General features: G+C 70.2%; 16 protein-coding genes. 7 read left to right on the forward strand and 9 right to left on the reverse strand.

All coding sequences use genetic code 11. From position 1 onward, the window contains the following. The coding region (locus tag IMZ11_RS36545) for an HNH endonuclease signature motif containing protein (protein WP_228647084.1) at positions 1 to 532 on the forward strand (532 nt) is incomplete at its 5' end. Positions 533 to 957: 425 nt separating this feature from the next. Here the strand turns inward: IMZ11_RS36545 and IMZ11_RS36550 are convergent. The 3 genes from IMZ11_RS36550 to IMZ11_RS36560 all read right to left on the reverse strand — a co-directional run bounded on the left by IMZ11_RS36550 (position 958) and on the right by IMZ11_RS36560 (position 5,481). Continuing rightward, positions 958 to 1,728: an ABC transporter permease gene (locus IMZ11_RS36550; protein WP_228647086.1), complete on the reverse strand. Its 771-nt coding sequence runs from the start codon at positions 1,726 to 1,728 to the stop codon at positions 958 to 960. Next, complete coding sequence (locus IMZ11_RS36555) at positions 1,725 to 2,615, reverse strand: ABC transporter ATP-binding protein (protein WP_228647088.1); 891 nt, start codon at positions 2,613 to 2,615, stop codon at positions 1,725 to 1,727. The genes IMZ11_RS36550 and IMZ11_RS36555 overlap by 4 nt, the downstream gene beginning before the upstream one ends. 736 nt (positions 2,616 to 3,351) lie before the next feature. Continuing rightward, entirely contained in the window at positions 3,352 to 5,481 is a 2,130-nt protein-coding gene (locus IMZ11_RS36560; RefSeq protein ID WP_228647090.1) for an anthranilate synthase component I, read from the reverse strand. A 245-nt stretch (positions 5,482 to 5,726) separates the two neighbouring features. Between IMZ11_RS36560 and IMZ11_RS36565 the strand changes: the two genes are divergently transcribed. From IMZ11_RS36565 to IMZ11_RS36585, 5 genes are all read left to right on the forward strand, one after another. Next, the gene (locus IMZ11_RS36565) at positions 5,727 to 7,346 is read left to right on the forward strand and encodes a CocE/NonD family hydrolase (RefSeq protein ID WP_228647092.1); all 1,620 of its coding nucleotides are present in this window, start codon (positions 5,727 to 5,729) and stop codon (positions 7,344 to 7,346) included. Positions 7,347 to 7,446: 100 nt separating this feature from the next. After that, positions 7,447 to 7,650, forward strand: a complete 204-nt coding sequence (locus IMZ11_RS36570) for a DUF3311 domain-containing protein (RefSeq protein ID WP_061255739.1) — start codon at positions 7,447 to 7,449, stop codon at positions 7,648 to 7,650. Further along, the gene (gene mctP / locus IMZ11_RS36575; RefSeq protein ID WP_061255738.1) at positions 7,647 to 9,233 is read left to right on the forward strand and encodes a monocarboxylate uptake permease MctP; all 1,587 of its coding nucleotides are present in this window, start codon (positions 7,647 to 7,649) and stop codon (positions 9,231 to 9,233) included. Before IMZ11_RS36570 ends, mctP begins: the two co-directional genes overlap by 4 nt. 147 nt (positions 9,234 to 9,380) lie before the next feature. Next, positions 9,381 to 10,394: a hypothetical protein gene (locus tag IMZ11_RS36580; RefSeq protein WP_228647094.1), complete on the forward strand. Its 1,014-nt coding sequence runs from the start codon at positions 9,381 to 9,383 to the stop codon at positions 10,392 to 10,394. A gap of 144 nt (positions 10,395 to 10,538) precedes the next feature. Then, a complete protein-coding gene (locus IMZ11_RS36585; protein ID WP_228647096.1) occupies positions 10,539 to 12,254 on the forward strand; it encodes a serine/threonine-protein kinase in 1,716 nt (571 codons plus the stop codon). A 42-nt stretch (positions 12,255 to 12,296) separates the two neighbouring features. On the opposite strand, the gene IMZ11_RS36590 is transcribed toward IMZ11_RS36585, so the two are convergent. The 4 genes from IMZ11_RS36590 to IMZ11_RS36605 form a co-directional block, all read right to left on the reverse strand. Continuing rightward, the gene (locus IMZ11_RS36590) at positions 12,297 to 13,739 is read right to left on the reverse strand and encodes a wax ester/triacylglycerol synthase family O-acyltransferase (RefSeq protein WP_228647098.1); all 1,443 of its coding nucleotides are present in this window, start codon (positions 13,737 to 13,739) and stop codon (positions 12,297 to 12,299) included. Between the two features lie 157 nt (positions 13,740 to 13,896). Next, positions 13,897 to 14,313: a DUF3592 domain-containing protein gene (locus tag IMZ11_RS36595; protein ID WP_228647101.1), complete on the reverse strand. Its 417-nt coding sequence runs from the start codon at positions 14,311 to 14,313 to the stop codon at positions 13,897 to 13,899. Between the two features lie 109 nt (positions 14,314 to 14,422). Continuing rightward, a complete protein-coding gene (locus IMZ11_RS36600; RefSeq protein ID WP_228647103.1) occupies positions 14,423 to 14,836 on the reverse strand; it encodes a PH domain-containing protein in 414 nt (137 codons plus the stop codon). 157 nt (positions 14,837 to 14,993) lie between these two features. Next, positions 14,994 to 15,461 (reverse strand): DUF5709 domain-containing protein, encoded by a 468-nt coding sequence (locus tag IMZ11_RS36605; RefSeq protein ID WP_228647105.1) that lies wholly within the window; start codon positions 15,459 to 15,461, stop codon positions 14,994 to 14,996. A 205-nt stretch (positions 15,462 to 15,666) separates the two neighbouring features. Between IMZ11_RS36605 and IMZ11_RS36610 the strand changes: the two genes are divergently transcribed. Continuing rightward, positions 15,667 to 15,813: a hypothetical protein gene (locus IMZ11_RS36610; protein WP_228647107.1), complete on the forward strand. Its 147-nt coding sequence runs from the start codon at positions 15,667 to 15,669 to the stop codon at positions 15,811 to 15,813. Here the strand turns inward: IMZ11_RS36610 and IMZ11_RS36615 are convergent, their stop codons facing one another. After that, positions 15,814 to 17,838 (reverse strand): MFS transporter, encoded by a 2,025-nt coding sequence (locus tag IMZ11_RS36615; protein WP_228647109.1) that lies wholly within the window; start codon positions 17,836 to 17,838, stop codon positions 15,814 to 15,816. Positions 17,839 to 17,969: 131 nt separating this feature from the next. Next, positions 17,970 to 18,221 (reverse strand): hypothetical protein, encoded by a 252-nt coding sequence (locus IMZ11_RS36620; RefSeq protein ID WP_061255730.1) that lies wholly within the window; start codon positions 18,219 to 18,221, stop codon positions 17,970 to 17,972. Positions 18,222 to 18,302: the final 81 nt, after the last annotated feature.

The raw sequence follows: 18,302 nt of genomic DNA on the forward strand, positions 1-18,302 counted from the left end.
GGGTGTCGCCCAGGGCGAGGGTGGCGTGGGTTGCGGCGCGCCGGGGGCGGGTCGAGGGAAGCCGGGTCCGGCGTGGAGCGGCCGGGCCGCTGACTGGGTGACACCTGACGGGTTGATCTCGGGCCGGACACTACCCGGACTGCTGCTCGCCACCGGGCAGTTCCTGCCCGTCTCCGATGTCCATCGCCTGGCCAACACCGCCACCCTCACCCGCCTGGTCATCAACGCCGACGGCCAGGTCCTCGACATGGGCCGCAAAGTCCGGCGCGCAACAGCCCCGCAACGCAAGGTCATCCTGAGCCGCTACGCCACCTGCATGGTCGACGGCTGCCACCTGCCCGCTCACCTGTGCCAGATCGACCACATCGACAACTGGAGCGACGGCGGCGCCACCGACCTGGACAAACTCGGACCCACCTGCCAGTTTCACAACCGCGACCGCTACCGAAACCCCCACCGCTACCAACTCCGCCGGGCGGACGGCAAACGATGGGCCTTCACCTACACCGGCCCCCGCACCAGCCGGAGATAAGACCGGTGCACTCGCCATCGGCGTACCCACACCCGCAGGGCAAGGCCCCCGATAGGGGCACAAGGGCACGTTCCCCGCGAAGCTGCAGTGCTGTCCCCTCGGAGCTGTGACGTCCCCCTTGGAGCTGCGACGTTCCCCTTGGAACTGCGACGTCCCCCTCGGGGCTGCAGTGCTGTCCCCTCGGGGCTGTGACGTCCCCCTCGGGCCTGTAATGACGTCCCCCTGGGATGTGTAGCTGGTGACAGGCCTGACGCCATGAAATGACGACGGCCGTCGCCTGGTCCCTTCGAGATGCGGACTTCAAGATCGAAAGAGAAGGGGATGGTCACGCAGTGTGGCCCCTGCTGCACAGACCGGCGAGGCGGATGGCCGCCGCGGAGTGGCTGGCCGCCGCGACTGATGCGGCGGCCAGCCCTGAGCAGACCTCAGGTGATGTCGCGGCGGACGGTGGTCGCGGAGGCCGCGATCGCGAAGACCACCGCGTAACCGGCGAGTACGAGGGCACCGCCCCAGGCGGGCAACATGTTCGCGTCCATGCCGGTGTCCACGTCGATGCTCATCAGCGCCCGCGCCGCGCCGCCGGGGAGCCATTTGCCCACGACCTGGAGGGCGGGAACTCCAAGGAAGATGTTCTCGATAACGTACGCCCAGGCCACGGCACCGACGATGCCGGCGATCTGGTTGCGTACGAGCGCGCCCAATCCGATGCCGAAGAGCGTGTAGAGGGCGAGCGAGGCGAGAATGCCGAGGCTGATCTGCGGAACGCGCGACTCCCCGAGCGACAGCTCGCCGCCGGCGATCATCACGGTGGGGATCACGACCAGAGCGGTGAAGATCAGTACGGCGACCGCGAACAGGGCGCCGACGATCAGACCGGCGAACAGCTTGGCGGCGATCACGCGCTCCCGGCGCGGCGTCGTCAGAAACGTACCGGTGATCGTCTGGTAGCGGAACTCCGAAGTGATCATAACCACGCCGAGGATCATCACGAAGATCCCGCCGCCCGATCCGGCCGACCAGGCGAACTGTACCCACTCCGGCGTGTCCAGCGCGGGCAGGCCGCCTTGCGGATTCCCGGCGAACCCGATGAAGAAGGCGAGGTTCACACCGATCAGCAGGAGCGTGACGAGGAGCATGACCCACCAGAGCCGCGTGGTGGACAGCTTCAGCAGCTCCGCACGCACCAGGCCGATCATCGTTCCTCCGTCAGTTCCAGGAAGACCTTCTGCAGGTCCGACCGTTCGGCGGCCATCTCGGTCAGCACCACCCGCTGGTCGAGCACGATCTGCCCGATCTCCTCGGGTTCGAGACCGTGGACGCGCAGCGCGCCGTCGTCGAGCCGGTCGACCGTCCCTCCCGCCTTCTCGAGCGCGGGTCCGAGGTCACCAGCCTCCACCGTGCGGATCCGTACGGTCTTCTCGCCGTTGGTGGTGAGCTCGGCGAGCGTGCCCTGCCGTACGAGACGGCCACCCGCGATGATCACGACGTTGTCCACGGTCTGCTCGACCTCGGACAGCACGTGACTGGACACAAGGACGGCCGCGCCCCGGTCGTGGGCGAGGTGACGCAGGAAGCCGCGCAGCCACTGGATGCCGGCGGGGTCCAACCCATTGGCCGGTTCGTCCAGGATGTAGACCTTGGGCTCGCCGAGCAGCGCGGAGGCGAGCGCGAGCCGTTGGCGCATGCCGAGCGAGAAGCCGCCGACACGCTTGCCCGCCGCCTCCGCCAGGCCGACCTGGCCGAGGGCCTCGTCGGCCCTGGTGACCGGAAGTCCGGCCGCGACGCAGAGCAGGCGCAGGTGGTTGCGCGCCGTACGACCGGGATGGAAGTTGGTGGCTTCGAGCACGGCCCCCACCTCGTTGAGGGGCGTGGCCATGGCGGTGTAGCGCTTCCCGTTGACCAGAGCCTCGCCGGAGTCCGGCGTGACCAGGCCGAGTAGGGAGCGCAGTGTGGTGGTCTTTCCGGCGCCGTTCGGTCCGAGATATCCGGTGACGGAGCCCGCCTCCACTGTGAAGGAGACGCCGTCGACCGCTCGCACCGCGCCGAAAGATTTCGACAGGTTTCGGATCTCAATCGCAGTCATCGCAGGCGATTATCAACCCGAGATCATCCGATTTCCTCCTACTTTGTGACGAGAAAACGATCGAAAGAGGTGAATCTGGTTACACATAGCTCGTCATTCGGACGACCAGCGGACCAATGTTCGCGTTCATGGTTCGCCTTCGTGGTTCGCCTTCGTGGTTCGCCTTCGTGGTTCGCCTTCGTGGTTCGCGTTCATGATTCGCGTTCGCGGGTCCAAGTCCGCGTCGGTCACCACGCTGCGACGGCCGACCGCGCCGGAACGGCGTGACAATCACGATCCGATGAGCCGCTCGCGCGATTTCCGTGCCGCCATATGTCCCCCGCCACACCATCACCATCGGCATCAACATCGGCATCATCCAACGCAGAGGGCCCAATCTTCTCTGCCACCACGAAGGTCGTCCTCCACCATCGCGGTCTCTGCCTTCCAGGCCTGTCTTATAGCGCGCGCGGAGCCTTGTACTCCGATCCATGTCGCCGCCACTCGCCCCAATAACGCCGCCCATGCACTGGCCTGCTCACGATCAGTCCCTGGCCACCGGCCCCGGGTCTCGGTTGCGACTCCCCCCTGGCGTCGAGGCCGAGTGCGCCGCCGCCGGGAACGCGAGAGCCGTACCGGATCGGACGGTTACCCGCCCGCCGGTACGGCTCCCACCTCACCGGCCCAGTCACGCCGTCCCCTGCCGGACACCTGCCCGACACCTGCCTGACGCGCGCGACAGACGCCCGCGGAACGGCTACTTCGCGCAGAGACGCAGGACGTTGGCGATGATCTTGGCACCCGCGCCGCCCTGGGTGGTCAGGATCGACTCGGGGTGGAACTGCACGGCGAAGCGCCGGTTCTCGGCGTCCTCGATGGCCATCGCCGCGCCGTCCGGCGTCGAGGCGGTGACGGCGAAGCCGCGCACACCGGGCCGCTTCGCGTGCAGCGAGTGGTAGCGCGCGGCGACGAACTCGGCGGGCAGGCCGTCGAGCAGGGCGCTCTCCCCTTCCCTGCGCACCTGGCCCCGCTTGCCGTGCTCGGGGTACGGCAGCAGTTCCAGGGTGCCGCCCGCCTGCTCGATCATCGCCTGCATCCCGAGGCAGACGCCGAACACGGGCAACTCCCTGGCGTACAGCGCCTCGACGAGAGCGGAGCAGCCGAAGTCGGACGGCCAGCCGGGGCCGGGGGAAAGCACGACGAGCGTCGGCGCGATCTCGTCGAGCATCTCCAGCGGGAACCCGTGCCGCATGGTCACCACGGACGCGCCCTGCTGGCGGAAGTAGTCGGCCAGCGTGTTGACGAACGAGTCCTCGTGGTCCACGAGCAGCACGGTGTGGCCCGTACCGGGCAGTTCGGCGTCCTGCTGCCGCGCCTCCTCCTGAGGCGCCTGGCCGACGGAGGCGAGGGCGCCGAGGAGGGCGCTCGCCTTGAGTTCGGTCTCGCGCTCCTCGGCCCCGGGGTCGGAGTCGAACAGCAGCGTCGCACCGGCCCTGACCGTGGCCACACCGCCGCGGATCTGCGCGGTGCGCAGCGTGAGACCGGTGTTCATGGAGCCGTCGAAGCCGATGAAGCCCACGGCTCCGCCGTACCAGCGCCGGGTGGTGGCCTCGTTGTCCTCGATGAACTGCATGGCCCAGGTCTTGGGCGCGCCGGTGACGGTGACCGCCCACATGTGGGTGAGGAACGCGTCGAGGGCGTCGAACTCGGGCCGCAGCCGGCCCTCGATGTGGTCGACGGTGTGGATGAGCCGGGAGTACATCTCGATCTGGCGGCGGCCGATGACCCGGACGGTGCCGGGGACGCAGATCCGCGACTTGTCGTTGCGGTCCACGTCGGTGCACATGGTCAGCTCGGACTCCTCCTTCACGCTGGAGAGGAGGGTGCGGATGGCCTCGGCGTCCTCGACCGGGTTGGCCCCGCGGGCGATGGTGCCGGAGATCGGGCAGGTCTCGACGCGGTCACCGGTGACGCGGACGTACATCTCGGGTGAGGCGCCCACCAGGTGCTCGCCCTCGCCCAGGTTGAGCAGGAACTCGTACGGCGCGGGGTTGCTCGTGCGCAGGGACCGGTAGAAACCGGCGGGGTCGGTGCAGGAGGCGTGGAAGATTTGGCCGGGAACGACCTCGAACAGGTCGCCGCGCTTGAACTTCTCCTTCGCCTTGGCGACGATCTCGGCGTATGCCCCCTTTTCCGGGTCTCCCGGGATCTCGGTGGGGGTGACCAGCGGGAACGTCTCCCCCGTCCGCTCCAGGCCCCGGGTGGAGGCGCCGTCGACGACGAAGTCGTACAGGTACTCCATGCTGGTCTCGCGCACACGGTCGATCACGACCAGCCGGTCGGGCAGGTGGAGCACCAGGTCACGCTGGTCGCCCGGCCGGGGCAGGTTGTAGCGGATCGGCTCGAACTGGAAGGCCAGGTCGTATCCGAAGGCGCCGTACAGCCCGAGGTGCGGGTCGTCACCGCGGAAGGCCGCGATCAGCTCGCGGATCGCGGTGAACACGGTCGGGCGCCGGCTGCGCATCTCCTCGGGGAGCAGGTCCTCGGACTCGTCGACCGTCACCTCGACGTGTTCGGGGGTCGGGGCGGTCACCGGCTTGCCGGCCGCGAGCAGGCACGAGGCGACGGCGGGCAGGACGACGCGGCCGCGTTCGTTGAGCGCGTGGGCCGAGATCCGCCGCCCCCTGGCGACGATCTCCACGCAGGGGTCGACGTAGCCGAACGCCCAGCGGCTGTACCGGCCGGGATAGTCCATTCCTGAGGAGAACGCCCCGCCACGACGCTCGCCGAGCGAGGTCACGATCTCTTCGAGGGCCGCCTCGGGCACCTCTCGCACGAAGCGTTCGACCTCGACGCCGCCGGCCGTGGTGTATCCGCTGCTATCCACTTTGTCTCGCCCCTTGATTTACGTAATGCCCCGGGGCGGACATGAAGAAGGCCGCCTGTCGGGGCGGCCAGTTGCTCCTGCTCGCGAATGCGAAAACCACGCCGCCTGCTAGCGGCGCCACCACTGATTCGGAGTTCGCATGTCGTACAGATTAGCGGGCTCGCGCACGATCATGCAACGACGGCCCTCCCCGACCGTGGCCAATAATGTTACTAGCAAGTAAACTCGGGTGGCGAGGAGGACGAATGACGTTCACTCTACCCCGGCGCGCCGCCCATCGAGTGCTCGTCCGCCGTGACGTGCCCGTGCCGATGCCCGACGGCGTCATGCTTCTCGCCGACCGGTACGTGCCGGTCGGCGCGGTGAACCCGCCCACCATCCTCATCCGCTCCCCGTACGGCCGGGCCGGATTCCTCGGCTGGATGTACGGCAGGGCGTTCGCGCGGCACGGTTTCCACGTGGTGCTGCAGAGCTGCCGGGGCGGATTCGGCTCCGGAGGGCTGCTCGACCCGCTCGCCAACGAACGTGAGGACGGCCTGGCCACGGTCACGTGGATGCGGTCCCAGTCCTGGTACGGCGGCAGCTTCGCGATGTACGGCCCCTCCTACCTCGGATACACGCAGTGGGCGATCGCCGCGGAGACGCCGGACCTCAGGGCGATGGCCACGCAGGTGACCGCCTCGTGCTTCCGCGAGGCCGCCTATGTCGGCGGCTCGTTCGCGCTGGAGTCCACGCTCGCGTGGACGACCCTCACCGCGAGCATGGAGGGGCGGCTCGGCGGCGCCGCCGCGTTCCTCGCCCCACGCCGGACCCGCCGCGCGGTCATGTCCGGGCGCCCGCTGTCCGAGCTCGACCTCCTCTCGGCGGGGCGGCCGCTGCCGTTCTTCCGAGAGCTGCTCGCCAATCACGCCGACCACGCCGACCCGGAGTCGCCCTATTGGCGCAAACGGGACTTCTCAGCCTCGGTCGGCGACGTGCTGGCCGAGGTCACCATGACCGGCGGCTGGTACGACGTGTTCCTGCCGTGGCAGCTCAAGGACTACGCGGCGATGCGGGCGGCGGGGCGGCAGCCGTACCTGACGATCGGGCCGTGGTACCACGCCGGCCTCAAGATGGAGAGGGCCGCGGGAGCGGACGCGCTGGCCTGGTTCCGCGCCCACCTGCTCGGCGATCCGTCCGGGCTGCGCGCCTCCCCCGTGCGGGTCTACGTGACCGGCGCGGACGAGTGGCGGGACCACCCGGACTGGCCGGTGCCCGGGACGCGGGCGGAACGCTGGCATCTGCAGGCCGGCTCGGGACTCTCCACCGGCAACCCGTCACCGTCGGAGCCGGACCGCTTCCGGTACGACCCGCGGCATCCCACCCCGGTGCTCGGCGGCCCCGTCCTCCTCGGCAACTCGATGCCCAGGGACAACCGGCGGGTGGAGTCGCGGCAGGACGTGCTGGTCCACACCTCGCCGCCGCTGGCCGCGGACGCCGACATGATCGGGGAGGTGTCGGCGGACCTGTTCGTCCGGACGAGCACGGAGCACGCCGACGTCGTGGTCCGCGTGTGCGACGTCCACCCGGACGGGACGTCGATGAACGTGTGCGAGGGCGTCCGCAGGCTGACCCCGGCCGACCGGGCCGACGCCGACGGCGTACGGAGGGTCCGGGTGGAGTTGTGGCCGATCGGTCACAGGTTCCGGCGCGGCCACCGGATCAGGGTCCAGGTGGCGGGCGGCGCGTATCCCCGGATCTCCCGCAACACCGGAACCGGCGACCCGCTCGGGCCGGGTTCGGCCATGGTCTGCTGCGACCACGAGGTGCTGCACGACCCCGCCCACCCCTCCGCGGTCGTCTTCCCCCGGGTCGGGGCGCACTGACGCTCGGCGCGCCAACACGACCGTTCGGCGATCGGTGATCCTGCTGTGACACATGTCACTTTACGCTGCGGAGCGATCCCCTGTCAGAGAGGAGGGCGCGTTGGCCGCCCCGCGCAGTGACCGCAGTCCCTGGAACTGGTTGCTTCTGATACCGATCGCGATCCCGCTGATCCCCGCCCTGTTCAACGCCGTCGAGCCGCGGTTGTTCGGCATCCCGCTGTTCTACTGGCTCCAGCTCGCCTTCATCCTGCTCGGCGTCGCCACCACCACACTGGTCTACCGGATGACCAGGAGCGGCCGGTGAACACCGAGATCGTCATCTTCGCGGTCCTCTTCCTGCTGGTGAGCGGCATGGGATTCGTAGCGGCCCGGTGGCGTCGGGCGGACGACCTGGCCAGCCTGCACGAGTGGGGTCTCGGCGGCCGCAGCTTCGGCTCGTGGATCACCTGGTTCCTCGTGGGCGGCGACCTCTACACGGCGTACACCTTCGTGGCGGTGCCCGCCCTCCTGTTCAGCGCGGGCGCCACCGGGTTCTTCGCCGTGCCGTACACGGTGGTGGTCTATCCGCTGGTGTTCCTCGTGATGATCCGGCTGTGGTCGGTCTCGCACGTGCACGGGCTGGTCACCCCGGCGGACTTCGTCCGGGCCAGGTTCGGCTCGCCGACGCTGGCGCTGCTGGTCGCGATCACGGGCATCGTGGCGACGATGCCGTACATCGCGCTGCAGCTCGTGGGCATCGAGGCCGTGCTGAAGACCATGGGCGTGAAGGGCGACCTGCCGCTGATCATCGCGTTCGCGATCCTCGCGGCGTACACGTACCAGTCGGGGTTGCGCGCTCCGGCGCTGATCGCCTTCGTCAAGGACATCCTGATCTACGTGGTGATCCTGGTCGCGGTGATCTACATCCCGTCGCGGCTCGGGGGGTGGGAGGCGATCTTCGGCAAGGCCCAGGCCAAGTTCGACGCGACTCCGGCGCCGGGCGACGGCACCCTGCTCAACGCCAACAACCAGCTGCAGTACGTCACACTGGCCCTCGGGTCGGCCCTGGCCCTGTTCCTCTATCCGCACAGCGTGACGGGCGTGCTCGCGTCGAAGAGCCGCGACGTCATCAAGCGCAACATGTCGGCGCTGCCCGCGTACAGCCTGCTGCTCGGGCTGATCGCCCTGCTCGGGTACATGGCCATCGCGGCCGGGGTCAAGCCCATCGGCACCGATGTGAACACCGTCGTACCCCAGCTCTTCGACACGATGTTCCCCGACTGGTTCGCGGGCGTGGCGTTCGCCGCGGTCGGCATCGGCGCGCTGGTGCCCGCCGCGATCATGTCGATCGCCGCGGCGAACCTGTTCACCCGCAACATCTACCGGGAGTACATCAGGCCGGACGCCACCGACGCCCAGGAGGCCTCGGTCAGCAAGATCACCTCGCTGGTCGTGAAGGTCGGGGCGGTGCTGTTCATCCTGCTCATCGACCCGCAGTTCTCGATCGACCTGCAGCTCATCGGCGGCGTGATCATCCTGCAGACCCTGCCGTCGGTGGCGCTCGGGCTCTTCGGGCGCTGGTTCCACCGGGCGGGCCTGATCGCCGGATGGATCGCCGGGATGGGCTCGGGCCTGCTGATGCTGTACAACATCGCGAACCCGGCCAACAAGCACGCGCACTTCGGCGGCTCGGCGTTCCCGCTGGAGAAGCTGGGCCTGGACACCAAGATGACGATCTACGCCGGGTTCCTCGCGCTGGCCGTCAACCTGGTCGTCGCCGTGCTCGGGACGTTCCTGGCCCGTGCGTTCAAGATGGCGGAGGGTCAGGACGCCACCCGGCCCGAGGACTATGTCGCCGACCGGGGCGACCCCCGCGTCCACGATCTGGAGGTCGCCGGCTCCTCCTGAGCCCGTACGGCCCGCGCCCGGTGCCTCGATTCACCCCGAGCCCGATTTGAGGCGATCTTTCAGGATTTCTCAGCGATTCCTCATGTGCCCTTCCTAGGTTTCCGAGCTGACACCGGAAACAACAACCGGAACACCGAGGGGACGTACATGGGACACGACCACGAGGGCCAGCGGGTGAGCCGCCGCATGGCCCTCACCGGCATCAGCACGATCGGGCTGGGCGTCCTCGTGGCGGCCTGCGGCAAGGAGGCGGGCACCTCGTCCGCGGTCACCACCTCCACGGGCGCGACCGCCACGATCACGCCGCAGGCCCAGACGACCGCCGACCTGACCAGCCTGTTCGCCGGATCGAACACCTGTGTGCTCACCGCCTCGACCACGCAGGGGCCGTACTACTTCGACGCCGACAAGATCCGTAGCGACATCCGGGAGGACCGGCAGGGCAAGCGGCTGAAGGTCGCCATCAAGGTGCAGGACAGCGAGACCTGCAAGCCGCTGCCGAACGCGGTCGTCGAGATCTGGCACTGTGACGCCGCCGGCATCTACTCCGGGGCGGAGTCGATGTCGGCCGGCGCCGGCGGTGGTCAGGGCGGCCAGGGTGGTCAAGGGGGCCAGGGCGGCGGGCCTGGTGGTCCCCGTCCCAGTGGCGCGCCCAGTGGCGCCCCCGGCGGTGGCCCGGGCGGGACACCGCCCAGCGGCGGCCCCGGCGGTGGCCCGGGCGGGACACCGCCCAGCGGCGCGCCGAGTGGCGGACCCGGCGGAACCGGAGGACCGGGCGGCGACGGCGAGGACGACGGCATGGCCGACCTCAAGCCGCAGGACGACAAGCGCTACCTGCGTGGGGCGCAGGTCACCAACACGGACGGCATCGTGCAGTTCACCACGATCTGGCCGGGGTGGTACACCAGCCGCACCGTGCACATCCACGCGATGGTGCACGTCGACAACGCCCGGGTGCTGACCACGCAGCTGATGTTCGACGAGGACCTCAACACCAAGGTCTACAAAGAGGCCCCGTACTCCTCGCACACCGGCAGGGACACCTTCAACGACGCCGACGGCATCTACAAGGACAGCATGTTGCTGAAGGTCACCGAAGACGGCGACGGCTATCTCGGCGTCATCGTCTTCTCCGCCGACTCCGACAAGGACGGCGCGTAGCACGGCCGGACCTCCTCCCGCCGCCTCCCCTACTTCCCGCTTCCTCTCGCTTCCTCGCCGGACGGCGCCCAGGTGATCCTGCTATTTCCATCCATGGCGTGATCTCTGCGGTAGTGTTCCGCACGGTTGTCTGGAGGTGGGTCGGTGGGCGAGGCGGGCATGCCGCTGTTGCCGGGCTACGAGACGCTCGGCGTCCTCGGGCAGGGCGGTTTCGGCGTGGTCTACCGGGCCCGCCAGCTGGCCGTGGGCCGCGAGGTCGCCCTCAAGCTCGACAACCGCGTCCTGCTGTCCGACCGTGACCGCCGCCGGTTCCTGCGCGAGGTGACCTCGGCCGGCGCGCTCTCCGGCCACCCGCACGTGGCCGACGTCTACGACGCGGGCGTGCTGCCGGACGGCCGGCCGTACATGGTGCTGGAGCTGTGCCCCGGCGGGTCGCTGGCGGACCGCGTCAAGGCGTACGGACCGCTGGGCGCGGCCGAGGTCCGCGACATCGGAATCAAGATCGCCGACGCGCTGGCCGCCGCGCACTCCGCCGGTGTGCTGCACCGGGACGTCAAGCCGGCGAACATCCTGATCAACTCGTACGGTCTGGTGGCGCTGTCCGACTTCGGGCTGGCCACGATGCCGGGGAAGGGCGGCGGGGAGCACGCCTCGGTGACCCTGGAGTCGCTCACCCCGGCGTTCGCGCCACCCGAGGCGTTCGACCTCACCGAGCCCACCGCCGCCGGGGACGTCTACGCGCTGTCCGCCACGCTGTACGCGCTGCTGCGGGGCAGGCCGCCCCGGTTCCCCGAGGGAGGCGTCGTCAACGTCGCGGCGATCCTCGCGCTCCACCGCCTGCCCATCCCGGAGATCCCCGGAGTACCGCCCGCGCTGGTGGGCGTGCTGCGCGACGGTATGGCGAGCGACCCCCGGGAGCGCATCGGGAGCGCGGCGGAACTGCGCGACGCGCTCTCGAGGCTTCGTCCTGACGGCGCATCTCACGAGGAGTCCGGTCGGCAGCCCGGCCCGGAGTCCCATGCCTGGCCTCGCGTGGAGCCGCGGACGAACGGCGCGGCGGGCCGCGTGGAGCGGGCCCCGGACGCCGCGGGAGGAACACCGGGGCGCTTCCCGGGAACCACGGGAGGGGCGCGGGATCCCCATGTGACGGCCGGAGGCGCGGGTCCGTACCAGGTCGTGAGCCCGCACTCCGCGCTCGCCACCCTGCCGCCGGAACCACGCACGCACCGCCGTTCGGCGGTCTACGCCACGATGGCGGCCGTCTTCGCGACCCTGCTCGTCCTCGGAATCGTGCTGCTGGCCCCGTGGAACCCCGACGGCGTAGGCGTGGACGCACACCCCGGATCAACCGGCTCCACCGGCTCCGCGGTCCCGTCCACCCCGGGTACCGGGACCACCGGACCCGCCGCGACCGCGGACGGAGGGCGGAACGGGATCGAGGTGGCGACCTACACGGCCGGCTGCCCCGCCGCCGAGGTGGCCTCGGCCTCCGCGGCGTGCGTCACCGATCCCGAGTGCTGGGCCGGCACGGTCTCCATCGCGGGCGACGTGACCGCGCGGTCCGTCCCCTGCGCGAAACCGCACGCGTGGGAGACGTTCGCGATCGCGCCGCTGCCCCCCGGGGTCACCACCGACGAGGACACCGTGGCGAGCCACCCCACCGTGACGCTTCTCTGCTCGAAGTACGTCCTCCTGCTGTCCCGGCGCGGCGCCTCCGCCAAGATCCCGGCGAACAAGTGGCAGGTCACGGTGCTGCCGCCGAGCGCGGCCAAGTACGCGGCGGGCATGCGCAGCTACCGGTGCCTGGGAAGGCTGTACGGGAACGACACGTCGGGGAGCCGGTTCGCCCGGAGCACCTGACCTCCCCTTGGTCGCGCTTCGCGGGCCGCTCCCCGTGCACGCTCACGAGTTCGTACGGCGCAGTTCGTCCAGGGCGTCGTTCAGATAGTCGATGAAGTCCCACACGTCGGGCACCATGTCACGGTCGACCACGATGCCGACGTCGAGCGACCCGTCGTAGGAGAACACCGTGATGTTGATCCCGCCGCTGACGTCGGTGATCACCGAGACCGGATAGTGGGCGAGCAGCCGCGCTCCGCACATGTACAGCGGGAACTGTGGCCCGGGAACGTTCGACACCATGAGGTTCATGGCCGGTGCCGTACGCGAGGCGATCCGGAAGGCGGCGCGGTCGGCGAGGCCGTTCAGCGCGGCGGGCATGGCCTCGCTGAACTCCAGCAGCCAGGTGGCCGGGGCCGCGGCGTACCGGTCCTTCACGGTCTTCATGGAACGGCTCACCCCGCGCAGCCGCTCGCCGGGGTCGGAGACGTCCGTGGGGAGCGTCGCCAGCGCGAGGACCACCTCGTTGGCGGGGATGTCACCGCCTTCCGTGATCCCCCTGCTGGAGATGGGGATGCCCGCGACCAGCGGCTCGCGGGGCAGCTCGTCGCGCTGGACCAGCCAGCGCCGGAGCGCGGCGGCGCACAGTGACAGGACCACATCGTTGACCGTCACGCCGAACTCGTTCTTGATCCGCTTGACGTCGGCGAGCGGCAGCGTCCCGAACGCGAACCTGCGATGGGGCGAGATCGGTCCGGAGAAGGGGGTACGCGGCACGGCCATCCTCGGCAGGCCGGGCAGCGGCTCCGCGCCGATGCCGCGGATGAGCCGGGACACGAGCCCGGCGCCGGGAAACTGCGAGACGATCGGGATCTCGTCGAGCCGGGGCATCACACCCGCGACGAAACGCACCGCCGCTCCCGGGTTCTCCAGCACGCGGCCGACGCCGCGGGCGATCATCTCGATCGTCTCCGGCGGCGCCTCCGGTTCGGACTGCGGCGGGGCGGCCTCGCGGCGCGGCTCGGGACCGAGGTCCATGAGCGCGGCGAGCACCTCGGCGCCGGTCACGCCGTCGATGGCGGAGTGGTGCACCTTCGTGTAGACGGCGACGCGGCCGCCCGACAGCCCGTGGATCAGGTACAGCTCCCACAGCGGGCGCCGCCGGTCCAGGCGCCGGCCGTGCAGGCGGGCGACCTGCTCGCCGAGCTGGTGGTCGTCGCCCGGACGCGGCAGGGCGATCTCGCGGACGTGGTAGTCGAAGTCGATCTCCCGGTCCTCCGCCCAGTACGGGTGGTCGAGCCGGAACGGCACCTGGACCAGGCGGCGGCGAAGCGGCGGAGCGAGATGCGCCCGCTCCTTGATCAGGTCGACCAGCGTCGCACGGGTGACCTCACCTCCCGGTGCCGTGGACGGGTCGAGGACCGCCAGCCCCGCGATGTGCGCGAGGTTGGCGCTCGTCTCGAAATTGAGGAACTGCGCGTCGAGCGCGCTCAGTTGCCGCGCCATACCTGGTCACTGCCCCCGTTGTCCGATGTTTCTGCCCGATTCTGCTGATCCGCTTTCACCAGTGATGGTGCACCGCGCGCGACGCGCCCCGGTCGGCGGGGTGCGCCGAAAGGCCGCGTGACCCGCCGGATGACCGGCCGGATGACCGGCCGGTCGCTCAGAGGACGGAGGCGACGCCGACCCCGATGCCGGCGAGCAGGAGCAGCAGGCCGACTCCGAGGAAGATGCCGCCCAGCAGGGTCCCGTTGCCGGTCGCGTTGTCGATCCGGATTCGGCCCGGATCCGCGGGGTCGTACATGACCGTGACGGTCTGACCGGGGCGGGCGGCCGGCGGGTTGCTCCCGAAACGGCTCTGCGTCTCCACCTCCTGGCCGTACGCCGTCATGAACCGCACGATCGGATAGAAGGTGGGGCCGTCGCCGGAGTCGCTGCGGCGCAGCCCGACGACGTGGCCCGGCGCTCGCAGAGCGCGCCTGCGGAACTCCCGGGCGTTGATGAGCAGGCCTGCCCCCACCAGCGAGAAGATCACGCCGATCAGGCCGAGAACGAGGATGGCGATGGTGCTTTCTGACACGCCGCGAAACATACGGCAGCGCGATTGATTCCGACTTGCGACGGACTTGTCATGAGACGCGGCACTTGTTCATGAAGCGGCCGTGAACCGATGCCGAGCGGCTCCCTCGTCACGGGCGCAGCCGCATCACGGCCTCGGCCACCTCGATCACGGGAGTGCCGAGGTCGTGGCGGCTGAACAGGTGCACCTGATCACCCGTTTCGATCTCCAGCAGGCGGGTGGTGACCCCGTAGCGGTGGCGGGTGTCCACCCGGATCCGGTCGACGTCGTTCCAGGAGTATCGCTCGCTGCCCGCGAAGCCGGAGACGACCGTGACGCCGCCCTCGTCCACGGCCAGCCGTACCGGCGCGAGCAGGTCGCGCAGGACCAGCGCGGCGAAGCCGGCCGCGGCGACCCCCGCCAGGAAAGTCTGGTAGGAGTCACCGATCAGCGCCAGGACGACGCAGACGGCGGCGGCGACCGCCTTGACCACCATCATCTGCCGCGGCACCCGCCACTCGCGCCGCGCGTCAACACCCGCCATCATCGCAGCGTAACGGGTCCGGCCGAGGGCTCGCCGATCTCGGCGGCCCACTTCGCTCACAGCCGATCGTCACGGATCTCCCGGTCGCGCCTCGGTCGCTCTCCGGTCGCTCCCTGTCGCGCCTCCGCGGATTCCCGCGCCGCGCGCCGGGGACGCGTCAGTCCGGTTCGATCCGCATCGCGGTCTCCTCGGGCGCGTAACCACCGGCGTCGGGGCCGACATCCTCCCCGATCATCTCCCGGTCCACGTCCTCGTGAGCCCCCTCGTCCGGATCCACCAGGCGCCCCGTGGGGTGGCGTACGTTCTCCGGATAGCCCGCGTCCTCCTCACCGCCGTACGGGACGCTCTCGTCTGCGATGTCGGGTTCGGCGTCCTCCGGAGAGCCGTAGAGCAGGCTCTTGTCGGGGACCTCCCTGCTGAGCCGCATGTCCAGCGGCTCCCCCCGGGCCATCTCCCCGGCTGTGGTGCCGTACTCATCGATGCCGACCGGCGATTCCCCAGGGAGCGGCTCCTCCTGCGGGTCGTGTGCCCACTCCCGTTCCGGGGTTCCCTCCCTGAGGTCGGGGATGCCTTCGTCCTCGGCCCGGGACCGCGGATCGGGTTCCGGTCTCGTGTGCTCGGTCATACCCGTCACCTGCCCAGCCCTGCCGCCGTATGCCTCCGTGCCCCGCTGCTTTGCCGGACCGTGACGCGGACGCCTCGCGCCGACATGTGGAGCCCGGTTTCCCGTGTTCGAACCCCGATTTTTGGGCAAAAGCAGTTTCGTATCCGTCGTCAGGCGTGCCGTCACATGCCGGACGCCTCCGTCCGGCCGCAGCCCGGGAGGACCGATGGCCAGGCAGATCCACGAAAGCCTCCAGCAGCCGTCAATGGCGGAACTCGAGGCGCGGATACGCGGCCTGGAGAGCCGACTCGCCCATCTCACCAAGATCGTCGACGCGCTGACGGAGGCGACACCGGTCAAACTGACCGAGTGATCATGCCGGAGGGCCGGGGGCCAGTGCGCCGCGGGCGTCCTGGTCGTCGCCGACGGTCTCGGCGGCCAGCCAGGAGAGCAGCGCCGTGAGCTCCGGATTGCTGTCCGGGTTCCACCCGTCGAGGTGGCGGGCCAGCGCGGCCCTCCGCACCGCGATCACCCGCCGGGCGGCCTCACGGCCCGCACCGGTGATGATCAGGTCGTCGCCGGACCGCTCGACGAGGCCGCGGTCCACCAGCGGCTGGGAGCAGTCCATGCCCCGCTGGACGGTGGTCCCGGCCCGCTCCGCGAGAGCCGTACGGCTGGCGCGGCCCGTCCTGGCCACCCGCGCGAGAACCCACGTGGCTCCGGCGGGCAGGTCGTATCCCGCGCGCCGGGCCAGGTCGCCGTACAGCCGGGCGGCCTGCGGGTCCCGGCGCATGAGCACGGTGAGGGCCCGCTCGATCTCCTCCAGCGACGATCTGCCGCACGGAGCGGCGTAGCCCTCGCCGAGATCGGGGGCGGAGGCTCCGACGGTCGTACGCAACGGCACCTGGCGCAGGAAGCACGCGAGCACGAATCCGGCGAACGCGACGGGCGCCGCGTACAGGAAGATCGTCGTGGCCGATTCGGCGTAGGCGTGCACGACCCGTGCCGCGACATCCGGGGGCAGCCGGGACAGCAGCGCGGGGCTGCCCTGGATCGCCGCCGGGTCGAAGCCAGGTGGGAGCGGCGTGCCGCGCAGGGCGGCGGCGGCCCGTACGGCCAGCTGACCGGCGAAGACGGCGCCGAAGACCGAGACGCCGAACGATCCCCCGATGGACCGGAAGAACGTCGCCGAGGACGTCGCTACGCCGAGGTCCCGGTAGTCCACGACGTTCTGCACGGCGATCACGAGGACCTGCATGACCAGGCCGAGCCCGACGCCGAGGAGGAGGAACCGGACGCTCATGGAGAGCGTCGAGCTGTGCTCGCTCAACTGGTGGAGCAGCAGCAGGGCCGCGGTCGTGATCGCCATTCCGGCGATCGGGAACATCCGGTAGTGGCCGGTACGGCTGATGACCTGCCCGGACGTGATGGAGGTGCCCAGCATCCCGGCCATCATCGGCAGCAGGTAGAGGCCGGAGGAGGTCGCCGAGACGCCGTGCGCCACCTGGAGGAACAGCGGGAGGTAGGCCAGCGTGCCCATCATCGTGAAGCCGACCACGAAGCCGATCGCGGCGGTGACCGAGAACACGTTGATCCGGAACAGGCGGAGCGGGATGATCGGCTCCGCCGCGCGCAGCTCGGCCAGGGCCCACAGGACGAGCAGGACCGCCGCCGCGCCGGCCAGGCCGAGGATCTGGGGGGATCCCCAGGCGTACTGGATGCCGCCCCAGGAGGTCGCCAGGACGACGCAGGTGACCGCCGCCCCGAGCAGCAGCGCCCCCCGATAGTCGATCGTGTGCGGCGTGCGGTCCCGGTGCCCGTGCAGGGTCGCGGCGACGACGAACAGCGCGACGACGCCGATCGGCAGGTTGACGTAGAAGACCCAGCGCCAGGAGAGCCTGTCGACGAACAGCCCGCCGAGCAGCGGGCCGACGACGCTGGCGAAGGCGAAGACCCCGCCGAAGAAGCCCTGGTAGCGGCCCCGGTCGCGCGGGGCGACCACGTCCCCGACGATGGCCATGGCGAGCACCATGAGACCGCCTCCGCCGAGGCCCTGCAGCGCCCTGAACATGATCAGCTCGAACATGCCCCCGGCCAGGCCGCACAGCGCCGACCCCACCAGGAAGATCACGATGGCGGCCTGGAAGAGGTGCTTGCGGCCGTACTGGTCGCCCAGCTTTCCCCACAGCGGGGTGGAGACCGTCGAGGCGAGCAGGTACGCGGTCACGACCCAGGACAGGTGGTTCAGCCCGCCGAACTCGCCGACGATGGTCGGCAGCGCCGTGGACACGATGGTCTGGTCCAGCGCGGCCAGGAGCATCGCCAGCATGAGCGCGAGGATCACCGCCAGGACGCCGCGCTCCCGCGCGGGCGCGGTGGCCGTCCCGCTCTCCCCCATGGGTGCCCAGTCCCCCGAGAACGCGCCTCCATGCACGCGTCACCGGGTCCCGGGAGCCGGTGGTAGCCCGTGGGGGCAGGTGTGAGCTGTGAGCTGTGAACTAGGAGGTCAGGAGGATCCCGCGCCCCTGATCAGGGAGAACCGTGCCCGCGCGCCGGGCCGGGACGAGGAGGTGAGCCGTAGCGGATGAGCCGCTCCCGCGAGGTGGTCTCACCCGCCGCCCGTTCGCGTCCCGCCGGCTCCCGCTCGTACCGCTCCCGCCGCGTGGACGCGGCCAGCGCCGCCAGCCCCACGAGCACGCAGAACGAGATCAGCAGCAACGCGATCAGACCGAGCACCGTCACGGCCGCCAGGGAGATCATCGCTCCCAGCAGCTCAATCATCCGCTTCCTCCCCCGACTCCGACCTTGAAGGACAGGTAGGTGCCCTCCCAACAGCAGGTCACGCATTATCTGCCTATAAAT

It is taken from the genome of Microtetraspora sp. AC03309 (assembly GCF_020826795.1).
Classification (GTDB): Bacteria; Actinomycetota; Actinomycetes; order Streptosporangiales; family Streptosporangiaceae; genus Microtetraspora; species Microtetraspora glauca.